Source organism: Fictibacillus halophilus (assembly GCF_016401385.1).
Classification (GTDB): domain Bacteria; phylum Bacillota; class Bacilli; order Bacillales; family Fictibacillaceae; genus Fictibacillus; species Fictibacillus halophilus.
Genome location: NZ_JAEACF010000001.1, coordinates 601,811 through 622,774, shown reverse-complemented (window position 1 = coordinate 622,774; position 20,964 = coordinate 601,811). Strand labels below are relative to the sequence as shown.

General features: G+C 36.9%; 21 protein-coding genes and 2 riboswitches. Of the genes, 6 read left to right on the top strand and 15 right to left on the bottom strand.

The window, feature by feature from the left end; genetic code table 11:
- Positions 1-62 precede the first annotated feature (62 nt).
- The 3 genes from I5J82_RS03305 (at position 63) to corA (ending at position 3,347) form a co-directional block, all read left to right on the top strand.
- Positions 63-746, top strand: coding sequence for a response regulator transcription factor (locus tag I5J82_RS03305; RefSeq protein ID WP_198766648.1), 684 nt, complete (start codon positions 63-65; stop codon positions 744-746).
- Positions 733-2,148 (top strand): sensor histidine kinase, encoded by a 1,416-nt coding sequence (locus I5J82_RS03300; protein ID WP_198766647.1) that lies wholly within the window; start codon positions 733-735, stop codon positions 2,146-2,148. Before I5J82_RS03305 ends, I5J82_RS03300 begins: the two co-directional genes overlap by 14 nt.
- 245 nt (positions 2,149-2,393) lie before the next feature.
- Complete coding sequence (corA, locus tag I5J82_RS03295; protein ID WP_198766646.1) at positions 2,394-3,347, top strand: magnesium/cobalt transporter CorA; 954 nt, start codon at positions 2,394-2,396, stop codon at positions 3,345-3,347.
- A gap of 27 nt (positions 3,348-3,374) precedes the next feature.
- Here the strand turns inward: corA and I5J82_RS03290 are convergent, their stop codons facing one another.
- The 11 genes from I5J82_RS03290 to I5J82_RS03240 form a co-directional block, all read right to left on the bottom strand.
- Positions 3,375-3,770 carry a CBS domain-containing protein gene (locus I5J82_RS03290; protein WP_198766645.1) on the bottom strand — a complete coding sequence of 132 codons (396 nt, stop codon included), beginning with the start codon at positions 3,768-3,770 and terminating at the stop codon, positions 3,375-3,377.
- 12 nt (positions 3,771-3,782) lie between these two features.
- On the bottom strand, positions 3,783-4,934 hold the full coding sequence (kdpDN, locus tag I5J82_RS03285; protein WP_233096395.1) for a KdpD-like non-kinase potassium sensor: 1,152 nt from the start codon (positions 4,932-4,934) through the stop codon (positions 3,783-3,785).
- A 58-nt stretch (positions 4,935-4,992) separates the two neighbouring features.
- Positions 4,993-5,553 (bottom strand): potassium-transporting ATPase subunit KdpC, encoded by a 561-nt coding sequence (kdpC, locus tag I5J82_RS03280; RefSeq protein WP_198766643.1) that lies wholly within the window; start codon positions 5,551-5,553, stop codon positions 4,993-4,995.
- Between the two features lie 23 nt (positions 5,554-5,576).
- The gene (gene kdpB / locus I5J82_RS03275; RefSeq protein WP_198766642.1) at positions 5,577-7,604 is read right to left on the bottom strand and encodes a potassium-transporting ATPase subunit KdpB; all 2,028 of its coding nucleotides are present in this window, start codon (positions 7,602-7,604) and stop codon (positions 5,577-5,579) included.
- Positions 7,605-7,625: 21 nt separating this feature from the next.
- Entirely contained in the window at positions 7,626-9,305 is a 1,680-nt protein-coding gene (kdpA, locus tag I5J82_RS03270; RefSeq protein WP_198766641.1) for a potassium-transporting ATPase subunit KdpA, read from the bottom strand.
- 42 nt (positions 9,306-9,347) lie between these two features.
- Positions 9,348-9,413, bottom strand: a complete 66-nt coding sequence (gene kdpF / locus I5J82_RS20650; protein WP_370630109.1) for a K(+)-transporting ATPase subunit F — start codon at positions 9,411-9,413, stop codon at positions 9,348-9,350.
- A 141-nt stretch (positions 9,414-9,554) separates the two neighbouring features.
- On the bottom strand, positions 9,555-9,827 hold the full coding sequence (locus I5J82_RS03260; RefSeq protein WP_198766640.1) for an HPr family phosphocarrier protein: 273 nt from the start codon (positions 9,825-9,827) through the stop codon (positions 9,555-9,557).
- Between the two features lie 71 nt (positions 9,828-9,898).
- Positions 9,899-10,036, bottom strand: coding sequence for a hypothetical protein (locus tag I5J82_RS03255; RefSeq protein ID WP_198766639.1), 138 nt, complete (start codon positions 10,034-10,036; stop codon positions 9,899-9,901).
- 21 nt (positions 10,037-10,057) lie between these two features.
- The gene (locus I5J82_RS03250; protein ID WP_198766638.1) at positions 10,058-10,471 is read right to left on the bottom strand and encodes a hypothetical protein; all 414 of its coding nucleotides are present in this window, start codon (positions 10,469-10,471) and stop codon (positions 10,058-10,060) included.
- 234 nt (positions 10,472-10,705) lie between these two features.
- A riboswitch (cyclic di-AMP (ydaO/yuaA leader) is annotated at positions 10,706-10,857 on the bottom strand.
- A 54-nt stretch (positions 10,858-10,911) separates the two neighbouring features.
- Positions 10,912-11,052, bottom strand: a riboswitch (cyclic di-AMP (ydaO/yuaA leader).
- A gap of 280 nt (positions 11,053-11,332) precedes the next feature.
- Positions 11,333-11,581, bottom strand: a complete 249-nt coding sequence (locus I5J82_RS03245; RefSeq protein ID WP_198766637.1) for a hypothetical protein — start codon at positions 11,579-11,581, stop codon at positions 11,333-11,335.
- 51 nt (positions 11,582-11,632) lie between these two features.
- Positions 11,633-12,916, bottom strand: coding sequence for an MFS transporter (locus tag I5J82_RS03240; RefSeq protein ID WP_198766636.1), 1,284 nt, complete (start codon positions 12,914-12,916; stop codon positions 11,633-11,635).
- Positions 12,917-13,147: 231 nt separating this feature from the next.
- Between I5J82_RS03240 and I5J82_RS03235 the strand changes: the two genes are divergently transcribed.
- Positions 13,148-14,332, top strand: a complete 1,185-nt coding sequence (locus I5J82_RS03235; protein ID WP_198766635.1) for a DHH family phosphoesterase — start codon at positions 13,148-13,150, stop codon at positions 14,330-14,332.
- A 304-nt stretch (positions 14,333-14,636) separates the two neighbouring features.
- Here the strand turns inward: I5J82_RS03235 and I5J82_RS03225 are convergent, their stop codons facing one another.
- The 4 genes from I5J82_RS03225 to I5J82_RS03210 form a co-directional block, all read right to left on the bottom strand.
- The gene (locus I5J82_RS03225) at positions 14,637-15,515 is read right to left on the bottom strand and encodes a Ger(x)C family spore germination protein (protein WP_198766633.1); all 879 of its coding nucleotides are present in this window, start codon (positions 15,513-15,515) and stop codon (positions 14,637-14,639) included.
- On the bottom strand, positions 15,512-16,597 hold the full coding sequence (locus tag I5J82_RS03220; protein WP_198766632.1) for a GerAB/ArcD/ProY family transporter: 1,086 nt from the start codon (positions 16,595-16,597) through the stop codon (positions 15,512-15,514). The genes I5J82_RS03225 and I5J82_RS03220 overlap by 4 nt, the downstream gene beginning before the upstream one ends.
- 16 nt (positions 16,598-16,613) lie before the next feature.
- The gene (locus I5J82_RS03215; protein ID WP_198766631.1) at positions 16,614-18,131 is read right to left on the bottom strand and encodes a spore germination protein; all 1,518 of its coding nucleotides are present in this window, start codon (positions 18,129-18,131) and stop codon (positions 16,614-16,616) included.
- 107 nt (positions 18,132-18,238) lie between these two features.
- Positions 18,239-18,676 carry a MarR family winged helix-turn-helix transcriptional regulator gene (locus tag I5J82_RS03210; protein ID WP_198766630.1) on the bottom strand — a complete coding sequence of 146 codons (438 nt, stop codon included), beginning with the start codon at positions 18,674-18,676 and terminating at the stop codon, positions 18,239-18,241.
- Between the two features lie 158 nt (positions 18,677-18,834).
- Between I5J82_RS03210 and I5J82_RS03205 the strand changes: the two genes are divergently transcribed.
- Both I5J82_RS03205 and I5J82_RS03200 read left to right on the top strand, forming a co-directional pair.
- Positions 18,835-19,257, top strand: coding sequence for an organic hydroperoxide resistance protein (locus I5J82_RS03205; RefSeq protein WP_198766629.1), 423 nt, complete (start codon positions 18,835-18,837; stop codon positions 19,255-19,257).
- Positions 19,258-19,495: 238 nt separating this feature from the next.
- Positions 19,496-20,878 (top strand): sigma-54 interaction domain-containing protein, encoded by a 1,383-nt coding sequence (locus tag I5J82_RS03200; protein ID WP_198768896.1) that lies wholly within the window; start codon positions 19,496-19,498, stop codon positions 20,876-20,878.
- The last annotated feature ends 86 nt before the right edge of the window (positions 20,879-20,964 follow it).

Genomic DNA, 20,964 nt, shown 5'->3' with positions numbered 1-20,964 from the left:
GATCCCCAGTCTATAAAACTGGGGATTTTTACAGTATAGTATGGGTAACAGGAGGTATGAACATGAAAAGTATATTGCTAGTAGAAGACGAAGTAACAATATCGAGAGTATTAAGTGTTTATTTAAAACATGAAAACTTTGATGTTGTTCAAGCATTTGACGGTAAAACCGCACTTCAACAGTTCAAAGAAACTTCTTTTAACCTAGTATTGCTTGATGTGATGCTTCCCGATCAAGATGGATGGTCCATTCTTCATGAGATCCGTCAAAATAGTTCATGTCCTGTTATCATGCTTACAGCCTTAGGAGACATCGATTATCGATTGAAAGGATTAAATAAAGGAGCAGATGACTACATAACAAAGCCCTTTATCGGCGAAGAAGTTATTGCGAGAGTCCATGCCGTCCTTCGTCGATCTACGAATGTACTAGAAACTGAGAACACAAAACAATATGGAAGTCTGAGCATCAACTTCGATTCTCATACTGTGAAAATAAATGGTGAGCCTATCGTTCTAACACCAAAAGACACCTCCTTGTTGCTCTTTTTGGCCAATCATCCAAATCGAACTTACACAAGAGAGATTTTAATTGAACAAATATGGGGTTTAGATTATTTTGGCAGCGAACGAGCCGTAGACCTATCAATTAAACGAGTTCGACAAGCACTTTCTGATTGGCCAGACACACAAGGGGAAATTCGAACGCTTAGAGGATTGGGGTATCAGTTCTGTGTTTACGAATAAAAAAAACAGAACAACTTTATTAAAGTACTGGACCACTCAATATGTTCTCACCCTATTTATCGGCCTTCTTATATTAGGTTTATGTTCTTTGTGGTGGATCAGACATACGGCTCTGGAAAACCGTTTAACACTTATGGAATACATGGCAGCTGATACAGCTGATCGCATTGAATCTGGAGACAGAAAGAATGATTTAGGTCGGTTCAATCGTAAACTTGATGATCGCGCTCAAATTTTGCAGATGGATAAACCTCCAGAACTATTAATCACTGACTTAGATGGTAACATTCTTAATCTAAAATCTCTTCAACGAGGACCTGGACCAAATCAAGAGTTTTATTTTCGTATGAATTCTATACCAAATAAAATTTTAAAAAGCGAGAAAGTGGTAATAAAATATAAGTTAGATAACACATCTTTCTATGCTGTCAAAAAACCTTTAATGTATGCTGGAGATCAAGCGGGCTGGGTAATCGTCATGCAGAAAACATCAGAACTGACAGATGTGAATCAAGAGTATAAACTTCCCATTTTTCTTTTAATAAGTCTCGGGCTACTCGGTTGGCTGATCATTTATATTCTGTTAAGGAAAATTCTACAACCTATTCAAGAGGTAGCTCAAGCTGCTTTACAGATTAAAGAGGGAAACTATGATATCCAATTAGCAACAGAGGCAAGAGAACAAGAAATCTATGATCTTTTAACTTCTTTTGAACAAATGGGGACTAAGCTCAATCATTTAGAAAAACTTCGGGCGGAATTGCTTGCAGGTGTTACACATGATTTGAAAACACCCGTCACATCAATCAGTGGTCTGGTACAAGCCGTAAGAGATGGAATTGTTACTGGGAAAGAAAAAGAGGAATTCCTTCAGATTACATTGAAAGAAATTTATAGATTGCAAAGTATGATTGAAGATCTATTAGACTACAACTCACTTTCTGCTGGAGCTTTTACGATGCGAAATGAAACATGCAACATGAATGAACTTGTTCAAGATATTGTTCATCAGTGGAAAATTACTAAGAACAAAGAAGTTACGTGTAAGATCACGGTTCCAGATCAACCAATCTATAGGGATTTAGATCCACTCCGATTGCAGCAAATCTTAATTAACCTCTTAAATAATGCTTATCAGGCTTTAAGTTATGACAGAGTGATTACTGTAGTCTTAAACGACAAGGCGATTGAAGTAATCGATTCAGGCACAGGTATTCCTGAAAGCGAACAGCCGTTTATCTTTGAGCGCTTTTTCCGTGGAAAAGAGAAAAAGTTAAAAGTTCGTGGGTTAGGCCTAGGATTGCCGTTTAGTAGAATGCTAGCTAAAGCGTTAGGTGCAGATCTATTTCTTAAAGAAAGTTCAACACAAGGAACCACTTTTTCAATAGAATGGAAAAATTAAGTAATAAACATTTACAAGAACACTTGTTCGTGTTATTCTTGATTTAGGTTAGATATTCCAACAACTAACCTCCCCACCAGTGAGAGACCGGCCTACCCAGCCGGTCATTTTTGTCTATGAAGCCTGAAATTGTCTCATAAATTCCCCCTTCAACAACCTCTATATGAGATACTAATAATATGAACTTGTCCCTTTAGAATCTTCTTGTAAACCATTTATAAATAAGAAAGTTATAAGGAGAATTTATGATACGAATACTTGCTGTAGACGATCAAAATAAATTATTGCAGAATCCTTCTATAGAAGAATTAAAAACTACTAACATCAAATGGTATTGGATAGACATTAGTAAGCCTACTGTGTCTGAAAGTGCAATCCTTACTGATTATTTTGATTTCCACCCGCTTGCTGTAGAAGATTGTCTCTATTACCTGCAACGTCCAAAGTTGGAATACTATGAAGACCATAGCTTTTTTGTGGTTCATGCATTGGACCCGAAGAATCTCGAAACTCATGAAGTAGATATGTTTTGGGGAGAAAACTTTGTAGTGTCATTTCATTTAGTAGATATTCCTGAAATTAATCAATTATGGGACACGATGCAACGAGTAAAAACCATTTCAAAGATTGGTCCAGCTGAGATATTTCATAAAATTTTGGATAAGATCGTAGATACATATTTTCCAATAACTCAGCAAATTGAAGACCAAATTCTCTCAATTGAAAGTAACTTTAATGTATCTGATCAAACCGTAATTCAAGAAACATTTACCGTTCGAAGTGAGTTAATTAAACTTAGAAAAACCATTATTCCAATGCGTGAATTGCTGTATCGTATTACTGAATCAAAAAGGCTTCCAATCACAAATAAGAAGATGGTCTATTTTCATGATGTACATGATCATCTGATTAAACTGAGTCATATGGTGGAATCTAGCCGTGAAATCACCTCTGAAATCAGAGATAACTATATTTCACTTAATTCTTTTCGTATGAACAGAATCATGAAAACATTAACCGTGATTACAACCATTTTCATGCCTTTAACATTCATTGCTGGGGTCTACGGTATGAATTTTGAAAACATGCCTGAACTGAATTGGCAATATGGATACTTTACGATCCTTGGCGTTATGCTTTCGATCGGCGTTTTCATGATTCTCTGGTTTATTCGCAAAGGCTGGTTTAAAGACAATTAAAAAGACCGGCAAACACGCCGGTCTTTCTTATTTCTTGCTTAAATATTGTATAATGTCCATTCTGCGTATAATGCCAATAAATACTTCGTTGTCATCAACCACCGGCACAAAGTTTTGAACGGCTACAAGCGACATTAAGTCTTCCATCTCAGCATCTATGTGAACAGGCTGATAGTCTCTATTTACCTGAATATCTTTAATATAATGGTGATTGCTTGTTTGAAAAGAAAGACCTTCTGTGTTCTTTATCTTCCATAACAGATCGCCTTCCGTTATTGTTTTTATATACCTGCCACTTTCATCTATAACAGGGACTGCCGTATATCGGTGGTGCTCCATCTTCTCCAGAGTCTGCCTCACTGTTGATTCAGCCTTTAAACACACAACCTCACTTTTCGGTAAAAGAAAAAATGCTATATTCATTGTCTTTCCTCTCTATGTTTCTTTTTGATCTGCAACAATATGAATATCAATACCCGATGCAATTCTCATAATATTATTTACAATTGATCCTTTTGTAATCTCTTCCCACCTGCTTCTCGCAGATTGCCCTAATATGATTTGCGTTATTCCATGTTCGACTGCGATATCTCTGATCGTTTCTGAAATCGTTCTTTTTCCAGTTTGTTCTACGATAAACTTGGCGTTAAATTGAGCAGCGAGTTTCTTCCAATTTTGAATTTTTTTCCGATCTTTTAGTGTCCGATTCATGGACGCTTCATGTGTGACATGAAGAATTAACAAATCAGTCTTTAGCCTGCTCGCGATCCTCCAACCTCTTCGTATTAACTTTTCAGCGTTACCACCATATTGAACACATACCATTATTTTTTCATGCACGCCTGTAGCTTTATAGAGTCCGTTCTGTATTCTTTCTTTTCCTATTCGTTCATCAATATCATCAGCAACTTCTCGTAAAGATAATTCTCTTAACGCCCCAAGATTGCTGTCTGTAAAGAAGTTTGTAAGCGCCTGCTCTATTTTACTCTTGTCATATATTTTCCCTTCAGATAATCGCTTTCTTAAAATTTCTGGAGTAACGTCTACTAGTATTACTTCAGTGGCCATCTGATGTAATACATGATCAGGAATACGCTCCCTTACTTTTATCCCTGTAATCTGTTCAACAATATCATGCAGACTCTCCATGTGTTGAATATTCACAGCGGAAATTACGTTAATTCCTACTTGCAGAATCTCTTCAACATCCATATATCTTTTTTCATATTTTGAAGTTGGAACATTTGTATGTGCTAATTCATCTACAATCACCACATCTGGTGCCCTTTTTATGATTGCTTGGGTATCCATTTCCTCTAACAATTTTCCTTTATAAGATACCTTCTTCTTTGGGAGAATCTCTAAGTCACGAATAAGATCCGCTGTTTCTTTTCGATTATGCGTTTCGATTAACCCAATAACGACATCGATACCTTCCGCCTTCAGCTCATGCGCTTCTTGAAGCAACCGATACGATTTCCCTACTCCAGGAGCAGATCCGATGTAAACTTTTAACTTGCCTCTTTTCAATTGTTCAATTTCTTGCAAAATTTCTTCAGGTGTTTTTCGTCTATACTCTGGAAACAATCTCATACCCCCTAAATGAGTAAATACCCCGGCCTACTATAGACCGAGGTTCATCAACCTATTCCATTACATCTTGAACTTTCATATTTAATTCCAGCACATTCACATGCGGTTCTCCAAAGACTCCTAGACTTCTATTTGAAGTAGAATCTTTAATCATAGCTCGCAATTCAGCTTTTTCGATACCAGTTTCCTTACTAACACGATCTGCTTGAAATTCGGCCGCCTTTATAGAAATGTGCGGATCAAGACCTGATCCAGAATTCGTGATTAAATCCAATGGTATATCTTTTTTATCAAGTTCAGGATTTTCCTTTTGCAAAGCTTTAATAGAATCCTCTGTTCGCTTCAACATATCTTCATTAGAAGGAGCATAGTTATTAGATCCTGTTGCCGCTCCATTATTCTCTATAGAAGATACACGTCCTTGGAAATATTGTGGGCTCTTAAAGTTCTGACCAATTAATTCTGAACCAACTACCTTTCCACCGCTATTTTTCACTAAACTTCCATCAGCTTGTGATGGAAAAATCGTCTGTGCAAGTCCTGTCATAGCAACAGGGTAGACGATTCCACATAATACAATCAACAATAGTGACAGTCTGACTATTTTAAACATCGTTAGAACCCTCCAGTTCATCATTACATGAATACATTTACAATCATGTCGATCAGTTTAATTCCGATAAACGGAACAACTATTCCTCCCACACCATAGATCACAATATTCTTATACAACAATTTATTTGCGCTCATCGGCACATATTTCACACCCTTCATCGCTAATGGAATCAAGAGTGGGATAATGATTGCATTAAAGATTAGCGCTGATATGATAGCACTCGTTGGAGAATGCAATCCCATAATATTAAGAGCTTCCATTTCAGGTATAGCTGCTGTAAACATCGCAGGTATAATGGCGAAATACTTTGCAATATCATTTGCGATACTAAAAGTCGTTAGAGAACCCCGTGTCATTAGCAGCTGTTTACCAATCGCTACGACTTCAATAATCTTCGTTGGATCTGAATCTAGGTCAACCATGTTAGCTGCTTCTTTAGCAGCGATTGTTCCGGAGTTCATGGCAAGACCTACATCTGCTTGAGCCAAGGCAGGTGCATCGTTCGTTCCATCCCCTGTCATTGCAACAAGTTTTCCTTTTTGCTGTTCTTCACGAATAACACGTATCTTATCTTCTGGCTTTGATTCGGCAATAAAGTCATCAACCCCTGCTTCTTTCGCAATGGTTGCAGCCGTTAATGGGTTATCACCTGTACACATGATTGTTTTAATTCCCATTTTTCGTAGTTCATCAAATCGCTCACGCATTCCCGGCTTAACTGTATCTTTTAAGTAGATCAATCCAAAAATTCTATCGTTCAAACAGACAGCGAGTGGCGTTCCACCTTTTTTGGCAATTTCATCACTTTTCTTTTTCAAATCGTCTGGAATCTCTCCGCCTTGCTTCTGTACATATTTAATGATTGAGTCAACAGCACCCTTTCGATAATGAGAGCCGTTCAAGTCAATACCGCTCATGCGTTCTTCTGCTGTGAATGGTACGATTTCTGCCCCTTCGTAAGCAGAAGTATTCCAAGATACACCTTGGTTTTTAGCTAGTTCTACTACCGACCTTCCTTCAGGTGTTTCATCATATAATGAAGTCACCACTGCCATTTCAGTTAACTCTTTTTTTGCAGACCATCCAACAGGTATAAACTCTGCAGCTAAACGGTTACCAAATGTAATTGTTCCTGTTTTATCTAAAATTATTGTATTAATATCACCTGCAGCTTCCACCGCTTTCCCTGACATCGCTAGTACGTTAAATCGTGTCACTCGGTCCATACCAGCGATTCCGATCGCCGACAACAGCGCTCCGATCGTCGTCGGAATCAAACAAACAAGCAATGCGATCAAAGTAGATACTTCCAAGTTGATTCCTACATAACTAGCAATAGGAACAATGGTAACGACTACTAACAAGAAAATGACTGTTAGCGTGACGAGCAAAATATTAAGAGCAATTTCGTTCGGTGTTTTTTGACGTTTTGCTCCTTCAACTAAAGCAATCATTTTATCTAGGAATGACTCTCCTGGATCTGCTGTAATTCTAACTTTAATATAATCACTAACCACTTTCGTACCACCTGTGACAGAACTAAAATCTCCTCCTGCCTCTTTAATAACAGGTGCTGATTCTCCCGTTATTGCCGATTCATCAATGGAAGCAAGACCTTCAATTATTTCACCGTCACCAGGAATCATATCCCCTGTCTCTACTAAAACGATGTCTCCTTTGCGAAGATCTTCTGAAGATACTTCCTTAACCGCACCTGATTTCGCTATTTTTTTTGCAATTGTTCCTTTTTTTGTTTTCTTTAAACTGTCCGCTTGCGCTTTACCTCTACCTTCAGCTAAGGCTTCTGCAAAGTTTGCAAATAGGATCGTAAACAGAAGAATTAGGAATACGGACAAGTTATAACCAAATCTGCCTTCTGCATCAAACTGCTTTGGCATAATCATCATGAGCAGAACAAGAAACGTTCCGATCTCTACTACAAACATGACAGGATTTTTCATCATGGTGATAGGATTTAATTTGACAATACTTTCTATCATAGCTCGGCTGATGAGGCCAGAACTCATACTCTGTTTTGTTTGATTCATTTTTATCTGCACCTCTCTAAATTAACGGATCGACAAGTATTCTGCGATTGGTCCAAGCGCCATTACTGGTAAGAAAGTTAATGCACCAATAATAAGCACTGCCCCAACAAGAATACCGACGAAAAGCATATTATCTGTTCTAAACGTACCAATCGTTTCAGGAACAGGTTGTTTCTTTACAAGTGAACCGGCAACAGCGAGCAAGGCTATGATGGAGACGTATCTGCCAAACAGCATGACCAGTCCAGTTGAGATATTCCAGAACGGAGTATTATCCCCAAGCCCCTCAAAGCCTGAACCGTTATTTGCTGCAGAAGACGTATACTCATAAAGAACCTGTGAGATACCATGGAATCCCGGATTGCTGATCGCGCCTTTCCCAAGTTCCGTCATAAATGCCAGTGCCGTCGGGCCAAGAATGATTAAAGGATGTGCAAGCAATGCGATCGTTATTAGTTTCATCTCTTTTGGTTCAATTTTTCTTCCTAAGAATTCCGGTGTACGACCAACCATAAGACCGCAGATAAATACACCAATAATGGCATACATCAGCATGTTCACTAAACCAACTCCATCTCCGCCAAACACTGTGTTTAACATCATGAGAGATAATGGTGTAATACCACCAAGCGGTGTTAACGTATCATGCATGTTGTTAACAGTTCCTGTTGTGGCCGCAGTCGTTACTGTACTAAACAATGCGGACTGAGCAATTCCAAAACGAACCTCTTTACCTTCCATACTTCCCTGTTCAGAACTAAGCCCCATTGCATTCAATGCTGGATTTCCGTTGCTTTCAGAGATATAAATTAATGATAAAAATGCGGTAAATAAAATAGCCATCGCACTGAAAATGACCCAGCCTTGTTTTTGGTTTCTAGCAAAACGGCCATAGGTGTAAGTTAATGCAGCAGGGATACACCACATCGATAAAATCTCGATCACGTTCGTTAAAGGAGATGGATTTTCGAAAGGATGTGCAGAGTTTACTCCAAAGAATCCTCCACCGTTTGTACCTAAGTGTTTGATAGAAACAAGCGAAGCTACTGGACCCGTAGCGATTTCTTGTTTTTCTCCTTCAAGCGTTGTAACTTGGATCGTACCATCTAACGTCTGAGGAACCTTTAATCCAACCAGAACCAATGTAACCACAACGGCCATTGGGATAAGTAAACGTGTATGTCCTTTTACAAAGTCTTCAAAGAAATTGCCAATGGTTGACCCTTTGCTTGTAATACCACGTATAAATGCAATAGCAACAATGATTCCTGTTACAGCAGATGTAAACATCATCATCATGATGACCGACATTTGAGAAAAATAAGAAAGTCCAGTTTCTCCACTGTAATGCTGCAGGTTTGTATTCGTCATAAAACTGACAATCGTGTTAAAAGATAAGGTTTGTTCCATATTGTCTATATTGCTCGGATTGAACGGAAGCAGTTTTTGCAGACGTAAGATGACATATCCGACTGCAACCAAGACGATATTCGTAAGTAATAATGACACCGTATATTTTTTCCATGTCATACCCGGTCTTTCTTTGATTCCGGATATGGAATAAATCATTTTCTCAATCGGACCAAAAATTTTATCTGTTTTATTAGCCTTGTTTGAAAACACGTGATAGATATAGCTTCCTAACGGTTTAACGATCAGAAGCAATAAAACGATCACGATTGCAATTTGTAAAACTCCCATAACCATGTTCCTCCTAAATGAATCCTTTAATATGTTGTTCGGTTAAAACTTTTCAGGGTTAATTAGTGCATAAACCAAATATAGAAAAACGCCACCAGTTGCAATCATGGTTATTATCATTTTTCCTTGTCCCCTCCTGCGATTTGATCACACCAATAAACAAATTTAAAATAAAGCAAAAATGAAACGACTAGTGTTAAAACCATATAAAGATCTAACATGTATCTTCCTCCTTACCTAACTAGTAAACTACTCAATAAAACCCGATAACATATGTGATAAATTTTTTATGGCATCTTGTGAATCGCAGCCTTCAACTCTAAGTGTGATAGGTTCATCTTGATTCCTTGAATAATGTGACAAAAAGAATAGATTGACCGATAGCAAGCCTTTCGCATTAATTTGTATTCCTTGGTAATAGAAAAGGATCTCACTCTCGAAAGAACCAGCAGCATTGACAAATTCATTGATCTGTCCGATCGATAACCGTCTTGGCAATAAAACAACTGACTCTGCTCCCATTATTTATCCCTGCCTATCAGTGATAAGAATTTAGAGGGAGCACGCGGCAAAAGCTCCCTCTTCAGATTTTTTTAACCTTTGTTGCGAAGTGTGTCCTGTATCGACCATTTAGAGAGATTATGCTGTATTACACTTGCGTAATATGCATTCAACTGTTCTCTTTTGGCTTTTAATAAGATTTGTTCAATTTCACTCGGACTCATTTTCATTTTTATATTCCTCCGTTTCTTTTATGAAGAAAGTAAGAATTGAATGTTTCCTGTTTTGTTATAGATTACGTAGTCGGCACCTAGTTCTTTGTATACTCTTGTGATGTACCTTGTGTCTGATTTAATGACATAAACAGGTAGGTTATAGATGCTGCGAATGAGCTCGATCGTTTGGCAGCATTCCAAAAAGCCTGATTCAACGACAATAATCTTTTGGACAAACGGCCCTACCATTTCAATCAATTTACGTTTGTCACCATAATTCATGACATACACATGTTGAAAACCAACTTGTGAAAGTCTGTCTGCCTCTTCTCGGTTAGGAACGCATAGAACAAGAGATTGATATTCATCACATAATCTTAGTTTTGAAATAAATACATCTGAAACTTGGTCAGGAAACATGATGAGCACGTTTCCAGATGGTATTGCCATCGTTTACTTCCTCCATTTCTTAAAGAAAACTTGGCTGATGCCAAGCCTTTCACGTCAGCCTTAGTTGCACTTATACTATCGTCTTAAACTTGTTGCTACGTCGAAAATCATCGTGCAAACAAGCTATAATTTCTGATAGTGTAAAAAAAGACAACAAAAAAGAAGCCTGCGGAAGAGGAACTCTTCTCGCGGCTTCTACACATACTTGAATAAGCGTGTAAACACACGAAATTTGTTGCCTCTCTCTGAACGCTTACGGAGTTAGCTGACGGATTCGGGCTTGAGAGTAGCCCTACTCGATCACTCGAGATTCACCCCATGCAGACACGATAGCCTGCGGTTGGTTCCCCCGCTCCCTAAAGTTAGGAATTAAGCGATAAAGACGCATGATATAATAATCATAGTTTTTTAAATTATAACGACATTTTTTTCAAATTCACCTTCCCTCTCCTACCACGCTTACGAAGTTAGCTGACGGGTTCGGACGGCAGAAGTCGCCCGACTTAATAAGTTTCACCCCTGGCAATTAAAAAACTGCCGATGGTTCCTCCGTTCCAAATTGGATTCAGCGGTCATGGAAAATATTTAAAGATTTAAGATAAGGACTATATTACTCCTGGTTTCCACTGTTGTAAATCAACCAAAAACACTAAAATATCTATATTTATTTCCAAAATCTCTTAAAATAACCTTCTTTATGCATAACCTGTAACCCTTACAACTATTTTCATTGATTTTCATTGATTTTCATTATTTTTATAAACAAAAAAATGTTTTAATATTCTAACAATTAATATCTGCAATTGAATGTTTTTAATACAAAATAAAAAAACTCTGCAAACATAAATTTGCAGAGCCTTGTTAAAACGATCTAAAATCCAATCTCTGTCTTTTAGTCCAAAGCCAAGCGCCTGTGAACAAATGAATTGCAAATACTACAAAGACCGCTCCATAACTTTCTGTAACCCAGCTCACAAACCAAATGATCGGCAAAGCTAAAAAAAGGTTAACAAGCATCAAAATCCATGAAGTTCTCGCAATCGCTACAAAGAATAGAATGATCGGTAAGATTAAAAAAAACCAGAATAGTACGTTTTGAAATGTTGCCATGGCTTCCCCTCCGCTTTTCATTATAAAAGGGCTTCGCCATAAACTCCACCTTTAGACTGGTATTTTTTCTAATTGTAACTCTTTTTTGTTTTCATCATCTTCCGTATCATACTTTGGCAAGGTGAACATATAAAAAACTCCAACAAGTATCAGACATCCTCCAACAACCCAGAACAGCATTTCAACAGTTAAAAACTTCGGGAAAAATACCGCGATTAAACCGAGGGTCATGGTATGAGATAACATATTGATTGGCGTGATCCATCCTTGAACACGCCCCATCATTTTAGGATCTACAATCTTAGGTAACCAGCCACCGATTCCGATATTGATTAAAGGAATGCTAATCCCAGCCAATCCCGTAAAAATAAAGAAGAAGAAAACATTTGGCGCGATGGCGCATAAACCAAGTGACAACCCACTAACGAATAGACCAAGAACAATGGCATACGAGAGTCTAATCTTTTTAGCAAGCATCGAACTTAACACACTCCCTGTAAGTATGGATACACCAAACACAACACCCATCCACATCATCATTTGCTCATAATTATCTGGAACGAGTTTATATTTCATGATAAAAGCCGGCAAAACAGACAATCCTCCATTTACTATCCCAAACAAGAAAAACCCGAAAATTAGAGAGAGGAGAAGCTTTGACTGCTTAATATAGACAAACCCCGCAGTGAAATCCTTCCATACCATCTTTACACGAATATCCTTGAACTTGTGTAGTCCGTTCGGTAGACGAACTTCTTCATTTACTCTCATACTCATAATTAACAATGCTGATATAACATATGTAACAAGATCAAACGCAATTGCTCCTTGTATGCCTACACTCCAATAAATAAAAATGGCAATCATATTTCCAAAAAGCATAAATAAACTGCCTACCATTTGATTTAATCCAGCTGCAATTGCATAATCCTCTTTTGAAAGTACGCCTTGTACCATCGCTTGGTCGGCTGGATGAAAAAATTTACCAACAGCACTTCTTAAGAATAAGATAGCAAAAATCAACGGCATCCAATCAAGCCATATAGCACCCATTAATAGAAGGCACAGCCCTGCACAAATCCAATCACAATAGAGTGCGATCTTTTGACGGTCCATACGATCTGCTAACACTCCTACGATAAAGAAAACAGCTAGTGTTGGTAAAGAATACATCAATTCGGCAAGTGTTGCATAAAACGGCTGTTCACCGAACTTATCCAACAAATAAAACATAAAAGCTGTAACTCCTATGATACTTCCCATCATTGAAGTAAAACCAGCAAAAAACAGCTTTCTGAAGTTTTTATTCTGAAACACTTTCAGAAATTCCTTCACATCATAACCTCCAACTTTGCATAATTTGCATCATTACCATTTTCTACCTAATGCCATCATTTGTAAATATTTTTATGTGATACTTCACAAGAAGTATTGAGCATATCCATTCCCTTTTCAGTATTAAAATCAGCTGAAGTTGTAAATGAAAAGAATACTACGATATAAAGGTTGAACTTTATGCTTTATGACGATACTCTAGACAGAGAGCATAATAGAGAGGATACTGACATGATTCATTTATTTTCACACAATGATTTAGACGGAAAATCGTGCGGTTATTTAGCACAACTAGCATTTGGAGACAACTGTAAAATTTCGTATTGTTCACACGGAACGATTAACGACCGTGTAGAGATGCTGCTCGATAATCCAAAAGAAAGAAAAACAGAAATTATTATTACAGATATTGCGGTTAACGAAGAATTAATGATGAGACTTGATGAACGCTCGAATGCAGGAGGAAAAGTGAAGCTGATCGATCACCATGCAACAGCGCTTCATTTTAATGGGTTTGATTGGGGGCATGTTCAAGTTCGTTATGATGATGAACGTTTAACATGTGCCACTTCCCTTTTCTACGAATATTTGATTGAGAATGGCAAGCTTAAGCCAACAGGTGCACTCGATGAGTACGTAGAGCTTGTACGTTTATATGATACGTGGGAATGGTTTGACCAAAAAGTCGAAGCTAAGCGTCTCAACGACTTATTCTTCATCCTTCCTCCTGATAAATTTGAGGATCAGATCATGGAACGCTTAAAAGGTGATTCATTTCAGTTCTCAGAAACAGAAACGACGATTCTTGATCTGGAAGAAGAAAACATTGCAGATTATATTAAAAAGAAACAGCGTCAGATGGTTGAAATCTGGGACACTTGGTCTTTAGGTGAAGGATCAGAAGAAAAAACCTACAAGATTGGTATCCTTCACGCCGAACGCTATCATTCAGAACTTGGAAACGAGATCAATCGGGAGAATCCTCACTTAGACTTGATTGTGATCTTGAACATTGCCAACAAGCGTATTGGACTACGCACCATTCATGATGAAGTGGATTGCTCGATCTACGCGAAGCAGTACGGAGGCGGTGGACATCCTAAAGCTTCAGGTGGAAACATGACTTCTGAAGCGTTTGAAAAGTTTGTTGTTGCTGCCTTCCATGAACAGCCTCGACGAATCGATGCACCGAAGAACGAACACAACGTGAAGGAAAATCCTGATGGCAGCTTGTATGTGAACAACCATCGTGAAGTTTCTAAGATCTATTCGGAAGATAACCAAACATGGCTGATCTCACATAAGACACATCCGGTTGATGAAACATTTGAAAGCTATCAAGAAGCTGAAAATTACGTCAAGCGCCACTTTGAAGGCTGGCTAATGCGTGATGATGAAGCACATAACAGCAACTAATCAGAGAATGCTCAGACCACACAAGGTTTGAGCGTTTTTTTATTTTACTAAAACATAATGAGATACAAAGAATTGAATATACAAAAAGGACTAACTATAGTAGTTAATCCTTTTGCCTATTTATTCGACGGTACCAGAATGTACGATATTCAGGTCAACATTGACATTTACTTTTACGTCTGAATATTGCTCTTCCCACTTTTGAAAATTAAAATGACGATGATGCGCTTCAAATTTCGCCCCCAAACCTAGTGGATCGACATTGTTTTCTTGAAAGTGCCTGATTATTCTTGTTGCGTCCTGTTCAATATTTTGTTTTACTTGGTGTTGCTGTATTTTTTCTATTGCTGGAAAATTCCTGAATTCTGGCATCCATCTTAATTTGTATATTAAATTCAGGGGTACCTTTATTTATTTTAACTTTATAATGGGGTGATGACCTGATGTTACCAATCACTACATATTGATTTTCGTCTAATTTATATTGATGAGTTCCCATTTTAAATCTTTCCAATAACATCTTAAATGTGAATACATCGTTCATTGATAAAGTAGATTTTAAACGCGCATCTTTAAACAGTGCGATTCCATTTATTTTAATTTTATCTTTTTCTTTTTTTAATATTGGTAAGTAAGGATCGTTTCCAACATTATAGTAATGATAAGAAAATATGGAAAGGTCAGTTGAAGGTAACTCTCCTATTTTTGCATTTTGACTAATCATATCAGAAAGATACAAAGCAATATTTTCTTTTCCATACTTTTTAATAGCGAGTAATTCAGATGCTTCCCCATCGACTATCGCTAACTGTATTTTACTCCCTATTACAGGAGAGCGATTAAATGCATCCAGGAGGGAAAACAGACCTTGCTTTGCTAGCTTTTGACCAAACACTGCGATACGAAGCTGTCCGTTTACTAATGGATATTGTACTTCATATTGAGAACGATCCAGAGTCTCTCGAACCGTTTCCCCTTCTGCTTTTAACACTTCTATCTTTGATGTTTCATCCACGCGATATTCAGGATAAACAATTGTTCCCAATAATTTATCTTCTGCAGTTCTATCGAATCCAACGCCTTGAATGATACTTAGTTCATTTGTATTTAATGTGGGAATAACCTGACAACCCGATAATACAATGACCATGCCAATTTGAAAAAGTATGAGAAAGTGCTTCATCTAGGTATCCTCTTTTTCAAAAGAATAAAAACAACCCACAACAATGGGATATATACATAAAATAATCCAATGGAGAATTTTGCTGTGATATCCAAGAAAGAATTAAGAATGTATCTGTTATCTAATAACTGACAAAGAACAATGCTTAAAGCGATAAGAATTAACAAGGGAATCTTCTGCTTCTTTTTTAATATCAATTTAAAGCCTCTGCTTGATGCCCATAACATCAGCGTTATAATCGTCACTATTTTAATCAAGTATAACGAAAGAAGGATATATTCAAATCTTTCAACAAATGAAAACTTTGCTAAGGCATTAATATTAATTCTAGCCCAAATCGTAGTTTGTATTTGCTTCTCACTAATAAACAAAAAAGTTGTAATAGCTCCTACCGTATAGAATAAAGTCGTAAAAGCAACACCTAAATGGGCAATTTTTTGGGATGATCTTGCGTTTCTTATAAAAGGAAATACCATCAAAATGATCTCGAACCCAGCCATGGAATAACTGGTTTCTTTAGCAGACTTTAATAGGTCAACAAACGAATGATCAAGTATGGGAAGTAGATTATCAAAATGAACATAATTTCTAGGCAGGTAAAAATGATTAAAGAAAAGGAGGACCGTATATATGCCGGAAACAAAACATATTCCTACCACTACACGAAATCCTCCTGAAATAATGTAATAACTTAATATCAAGATAAGTACAGACAAAACCCAAGTCGGAAGAGTAGGAAACATCCACACTTGTATAATCTCAATATATTCCCTTAGTACACTTACAGCGGCCATCCAGTAATAAACCATGATTATTCCGCTCATGATTGAACCAAAATTGTTTCCGTACATTTGGTTGTGTACTTCAATGATATCCCCATTTGCGGCAGAAAGAAGGTGAAACATCAGTAACATAAGGAGTTGAATGACTGCCCCAGCAATCAGGACACTTATCCATGCATCATATCCTGCATGTTTTGCGATTATTCTATGAAAACCAAGTATCCCTACCCCAGTTTGTGCACCTACAAGGATAAAGAATAAGAAATAAGGAGATATTTGATGCCTAATATTTACTTGCATGATTTGATCTCCTTTCTTACTCATTGAAATCGGAAGGTGGACCTTGATTCTTTAAATCGTTCGTATACCTTTGTTTCCTCTGTGGTCGCAAATTTTCAGGATTCTGTTTCTGCATGGAAAAAGGCATTCGAATCCACATGTCTTTAAACATATTTTTACGAAATGGGTAAAAACCAATGTATGGTCTACCTAGAGAGGTTAAGCGTAATAAATGTGCCAGGAGAAAATTAAGACCAATTACAATTCCTATTAATCCAAGAAATTGCGCCAGTACAATTATCGGATATTTAATAAGCCTTACAGAATTATTGAACTTGTAGATCGCTGAGGTATAGGAAGCTAACGTACTTAAGCCAATTAAAATGATCAGTATGCTACTTGTAAGTTTGGCTTCAACAATAGCCTGTCCTATTACAATCCCTCCCACTATACCAAGAGTCGTACCAATTTTAGTGGGAAGACGCAGACTTGATTCTTTTATAAATTCAACACTTATCTCTAATATTAGAACCTCAATAATAGGTGGAAATGGAACCGCCGCTCTGGAAGCTACTAATGAGTCAAGTAACTTTGCCGGTATCAACTCATAATGATATGTTAAAACCGCGATATACGCGGGTGAAATAATGATGGATACAAAGAGTCCAAACAGCCTGATCAACCTCAAGTAATTCGCAATTAACCACGGTACATAGTAATCTTCCATAGCCACTACTGATTCTGCTAATGTGATGGGTGCAATTAATACATCTGGAGACCCATCAACAACAATTACTACCTTTCCTTCTGTTAGGGCTGCAATTGTTCTGTCATTGCGTTCGGTTGGTATAATCTGGGGAAAGAGAGAATTCGTATTATCTTCAATCATTGATGCTAAGTAGGAACTATCTGAGATATGATCGTATTGCACGTCTTCTATACGTTGTAGAACGGTTTCGACATTATCTTTGTTCACAATAGAATCCATGTAGATAACTGCGACTTTTGTTGATGATAATTTACCTACTTTTAGCTCTTTTATATGTAAATCAGAGGAAGGCAAATGTTTTCTAATCAAGTTAATATTTGTGTCAATCTCTTCAACATAGCCTGCTTGAGGACCAAGGGCAGTAGATTCCATCATAGGAAAAGAAATGTCTCTAAACTTAGAATTCGCAACATTCACCATTAAACATTCAGTATGCTGATCAGAAAGCCGAATTGCCGCAAATCCCTGCAAAAGTTTATCCTTTATTATCTTTGCATCCGATGTTACTTCTATTTGTTGAATAGGGATTGTATTTTTTAATTCTTTTAGAGTAAGTTGCGCAGATAGATAAGGTACCACATCTCTATGTAATATTTCTCCCATAATGAGCGTTCTAAAATAAGATATCCAAAATGGCTCAGATAGATTGGAGGAAGTATGGTCATTAACAAAATCCGTAGAGAGTGAAAGTTCCTCTACCCAATTGGTTGTATCAAAGTTAGTTTTAGGATGTTCCTCCATTTTTTTCTTTTCCTCACCTAATTTGTCTCGCCTTTTTTTGAACATACATATCCCTCAAGTGAATTTTTCTTTATTGTTCATATGTAACTCTTAAAGTATTCATATAAAAAAGAAAAACGCTTAGAAACTGTATCTAAGCGTCTTGGAGAGTTTTATTGATGATTTTGCAGCTGATTTAGCATACATGTCAACGTGTTATTTAAAAGTGTCAGATCTTCTTTTTTCATCGACATGTTATCAACAAGCTGACCAGGAATACATTCTGCTTTTTCTTTTAACTCATTTCCTTTTTCAGTTACAGAAATAATAACACTTCTCTCATCTTTTTCGGATCGTTTTCTTTCAACAAGACCATTTAACTCCATTCGCTTTAACATCGGTGTTAGAGTCCCAGAATCTAAAAATAATCTCTGTCCTATTTCTTTTACAGACAATGAATGTTTTTCCCATAAAAGAAGCAAAACTAAGTATTGTGGATACGTCACGTTAAGCTCTTTTAATAAGTCTCGATAAAGTTTTGTGATCTCACGTTCTGCCGTATAGATTTTAAAACATATTTGATTTTCTAATTTTAAGATTTCACTTTTCATGATGTTTCCTTTCTTTTTTTAAAGGGTACTAGCATTATAACACAATTTAGTTTTGCACAATTAAATTGTTTGACTCTGCAAAAAGTATGCGTTATGATGAATACGAGTTATTTAATTGTGCACAATTTAATTTTACACAAACAAAAGGAGTGTTTTGAATGGAAGCATTATACACAGCAAAAGCAACAGCTGAAGGCGGAAGAGCAGGTAAGGTTAAAAGTGACAACGGTGTGTTAAATCATGAGTTAGCTATGCCAAAAGCGCTTGGTGGATCAGGAAGTGAGAACGCAACAAACCCTGAGCAGCTATTTGCAGCAGGATATGCAGCTTGCTTTGATTCAGCACTTAACCTAGTGGCACGCCAAAGTAAAAAACGAATTGAATCAAAGGTTACTGCTGAAGTGTCCATTGGAAAAGATACTGATGGCGGGTTTAAGCTAGCTGTAGTTCTTAACGTAGGTGTTAATGGTGTAACACAAGAAGAAGCTGAGGAACTGGTAAAAACTGCGCACGGTGTTTGTCCATATTCTAAAGCAACGAGTGGCAACATTGACGTTGAATTAAAAACTGAATTGTTATAATTAAAGATAGAAAGGACCATTCATTTTGGTCCTTTTTTTCATTTTGTATCCCCCGTTATCCCTTTAATTTCCTCTTATGTTAGTTCAATCATAACAATTTATCGTCTTTAATACCTTTATTCTCTTAAAAATATATCCTTTGTTCCTATATTCATTCATGTTGAACAATCGTATAATTATTCATAAATAAATAATTATTCAGAATTGAATAACATATTGAATGGATACTAAAGGACTGATGAACTTGAGTCAACCAAAAGATTGGAACGAAAATGAACAGATTCTTCATTCTTTAAAAGATGACATCTTAGTAACGAATGTAGAGGGCATAATCCTTAAAGTGAGTGAAGTAACAGGCAAGATTTACGGAGTTGATTCAGATAGTTTAATCGGAAAATCTGTCTATGATTTAGAAGCGCAAGGGTTATTCTCACCTATTCTCACGCCTATGGTTGTAAAAGAAAATAAAAAGATCACCTTTGTACAAACCACAAATAAAGGAAAAAAACTGCTTGTTACAGGAATTCCTGTTTATAACGAACAAGGCGAACTATATAGAATTGTCAGCTATTCACACGACATTACTGAACTGGATCAATATAAAGAATTTTTGTTTGCTATGGAAGAGGAAATGCAGCGTGTAAAAACAGAGCTAGGTCTATTAAGAAGCAAACAGCTTCATGATGCTGGAATCATCGCCAAAAGTGAAGATATGAAAAAAGCAGTTTCTACAGCACTCCAGTTATCAGAGGTTGATGTGAATGCATTGCTCCTAGGGGAATCTGGTGTAGGAAAATCATTGTTAGCTAAATTTATTCACAATAAAAGTCACCGATCAAAAGGTCCTTTCATTGAAGTTAATTGTGGAGCTATTCCAGATTCTTTATTTGAAGCTGAATTATTCGGTTATGAATCTGGCGCTTTTACAGGTGCACATCAAAAAGGAAAAGTCGGTCTTATTGAACTGTCGAACGGGGGGACACTTTTCTTAGATGAAATCGGTGAACTACCTCTGCAACATCAAGTAAAAGTGTTAAAAGTCATTCAAGAAAAACAGTTTTATCGTGTTGGAGGAACGAAACCAATTAAAGTAGATTTCCGTTTGGTTTCTGCTACGAACAAAGATCTTCAGAAAGCGATAAATGAGAAGCTGTTTCGTGAAGATCTCTATTTTCGTTTAAATGTTGTACCAGTTACGATTCCCCCACTCAGGAAGAGAACGGAGGATATCGTACCACTCATACATATGCTTTTAGAGCAATTTGAAAAAAAATATAACAAGAAGAAAAAATTAGATGAAGCTGTCATTCATCATCTTCTGCATTATGAATGGAGGGGAAATGTACGAGAACTAATCAACATCATGGAACGATTAGTGGTACTCTCCCCTACGACTCTTATTACGGATGAACATCTTCCTGATCATGTAAAAGAAGGTGCATCTACCCCCTCACCATCTATTCATGCAGAACAAACATTAAAAGAAATGTTAGATGAAACAGAGAAACAAATTTTATTAGCTGCAAGGAAGAAGTACAGAACGACCATAAGGATGGCAGAAGCACTCGGCACTAGTCAGCCTTCAATCGTAAGAAAAATGAAAAAATATCAGATTATTTAGTTTTTTGGCATGATCCTTGCATGGATATTCTATATAGAAATTATTTATACAACATGAGAATGGAATATCAAGGAGGTAATACACGT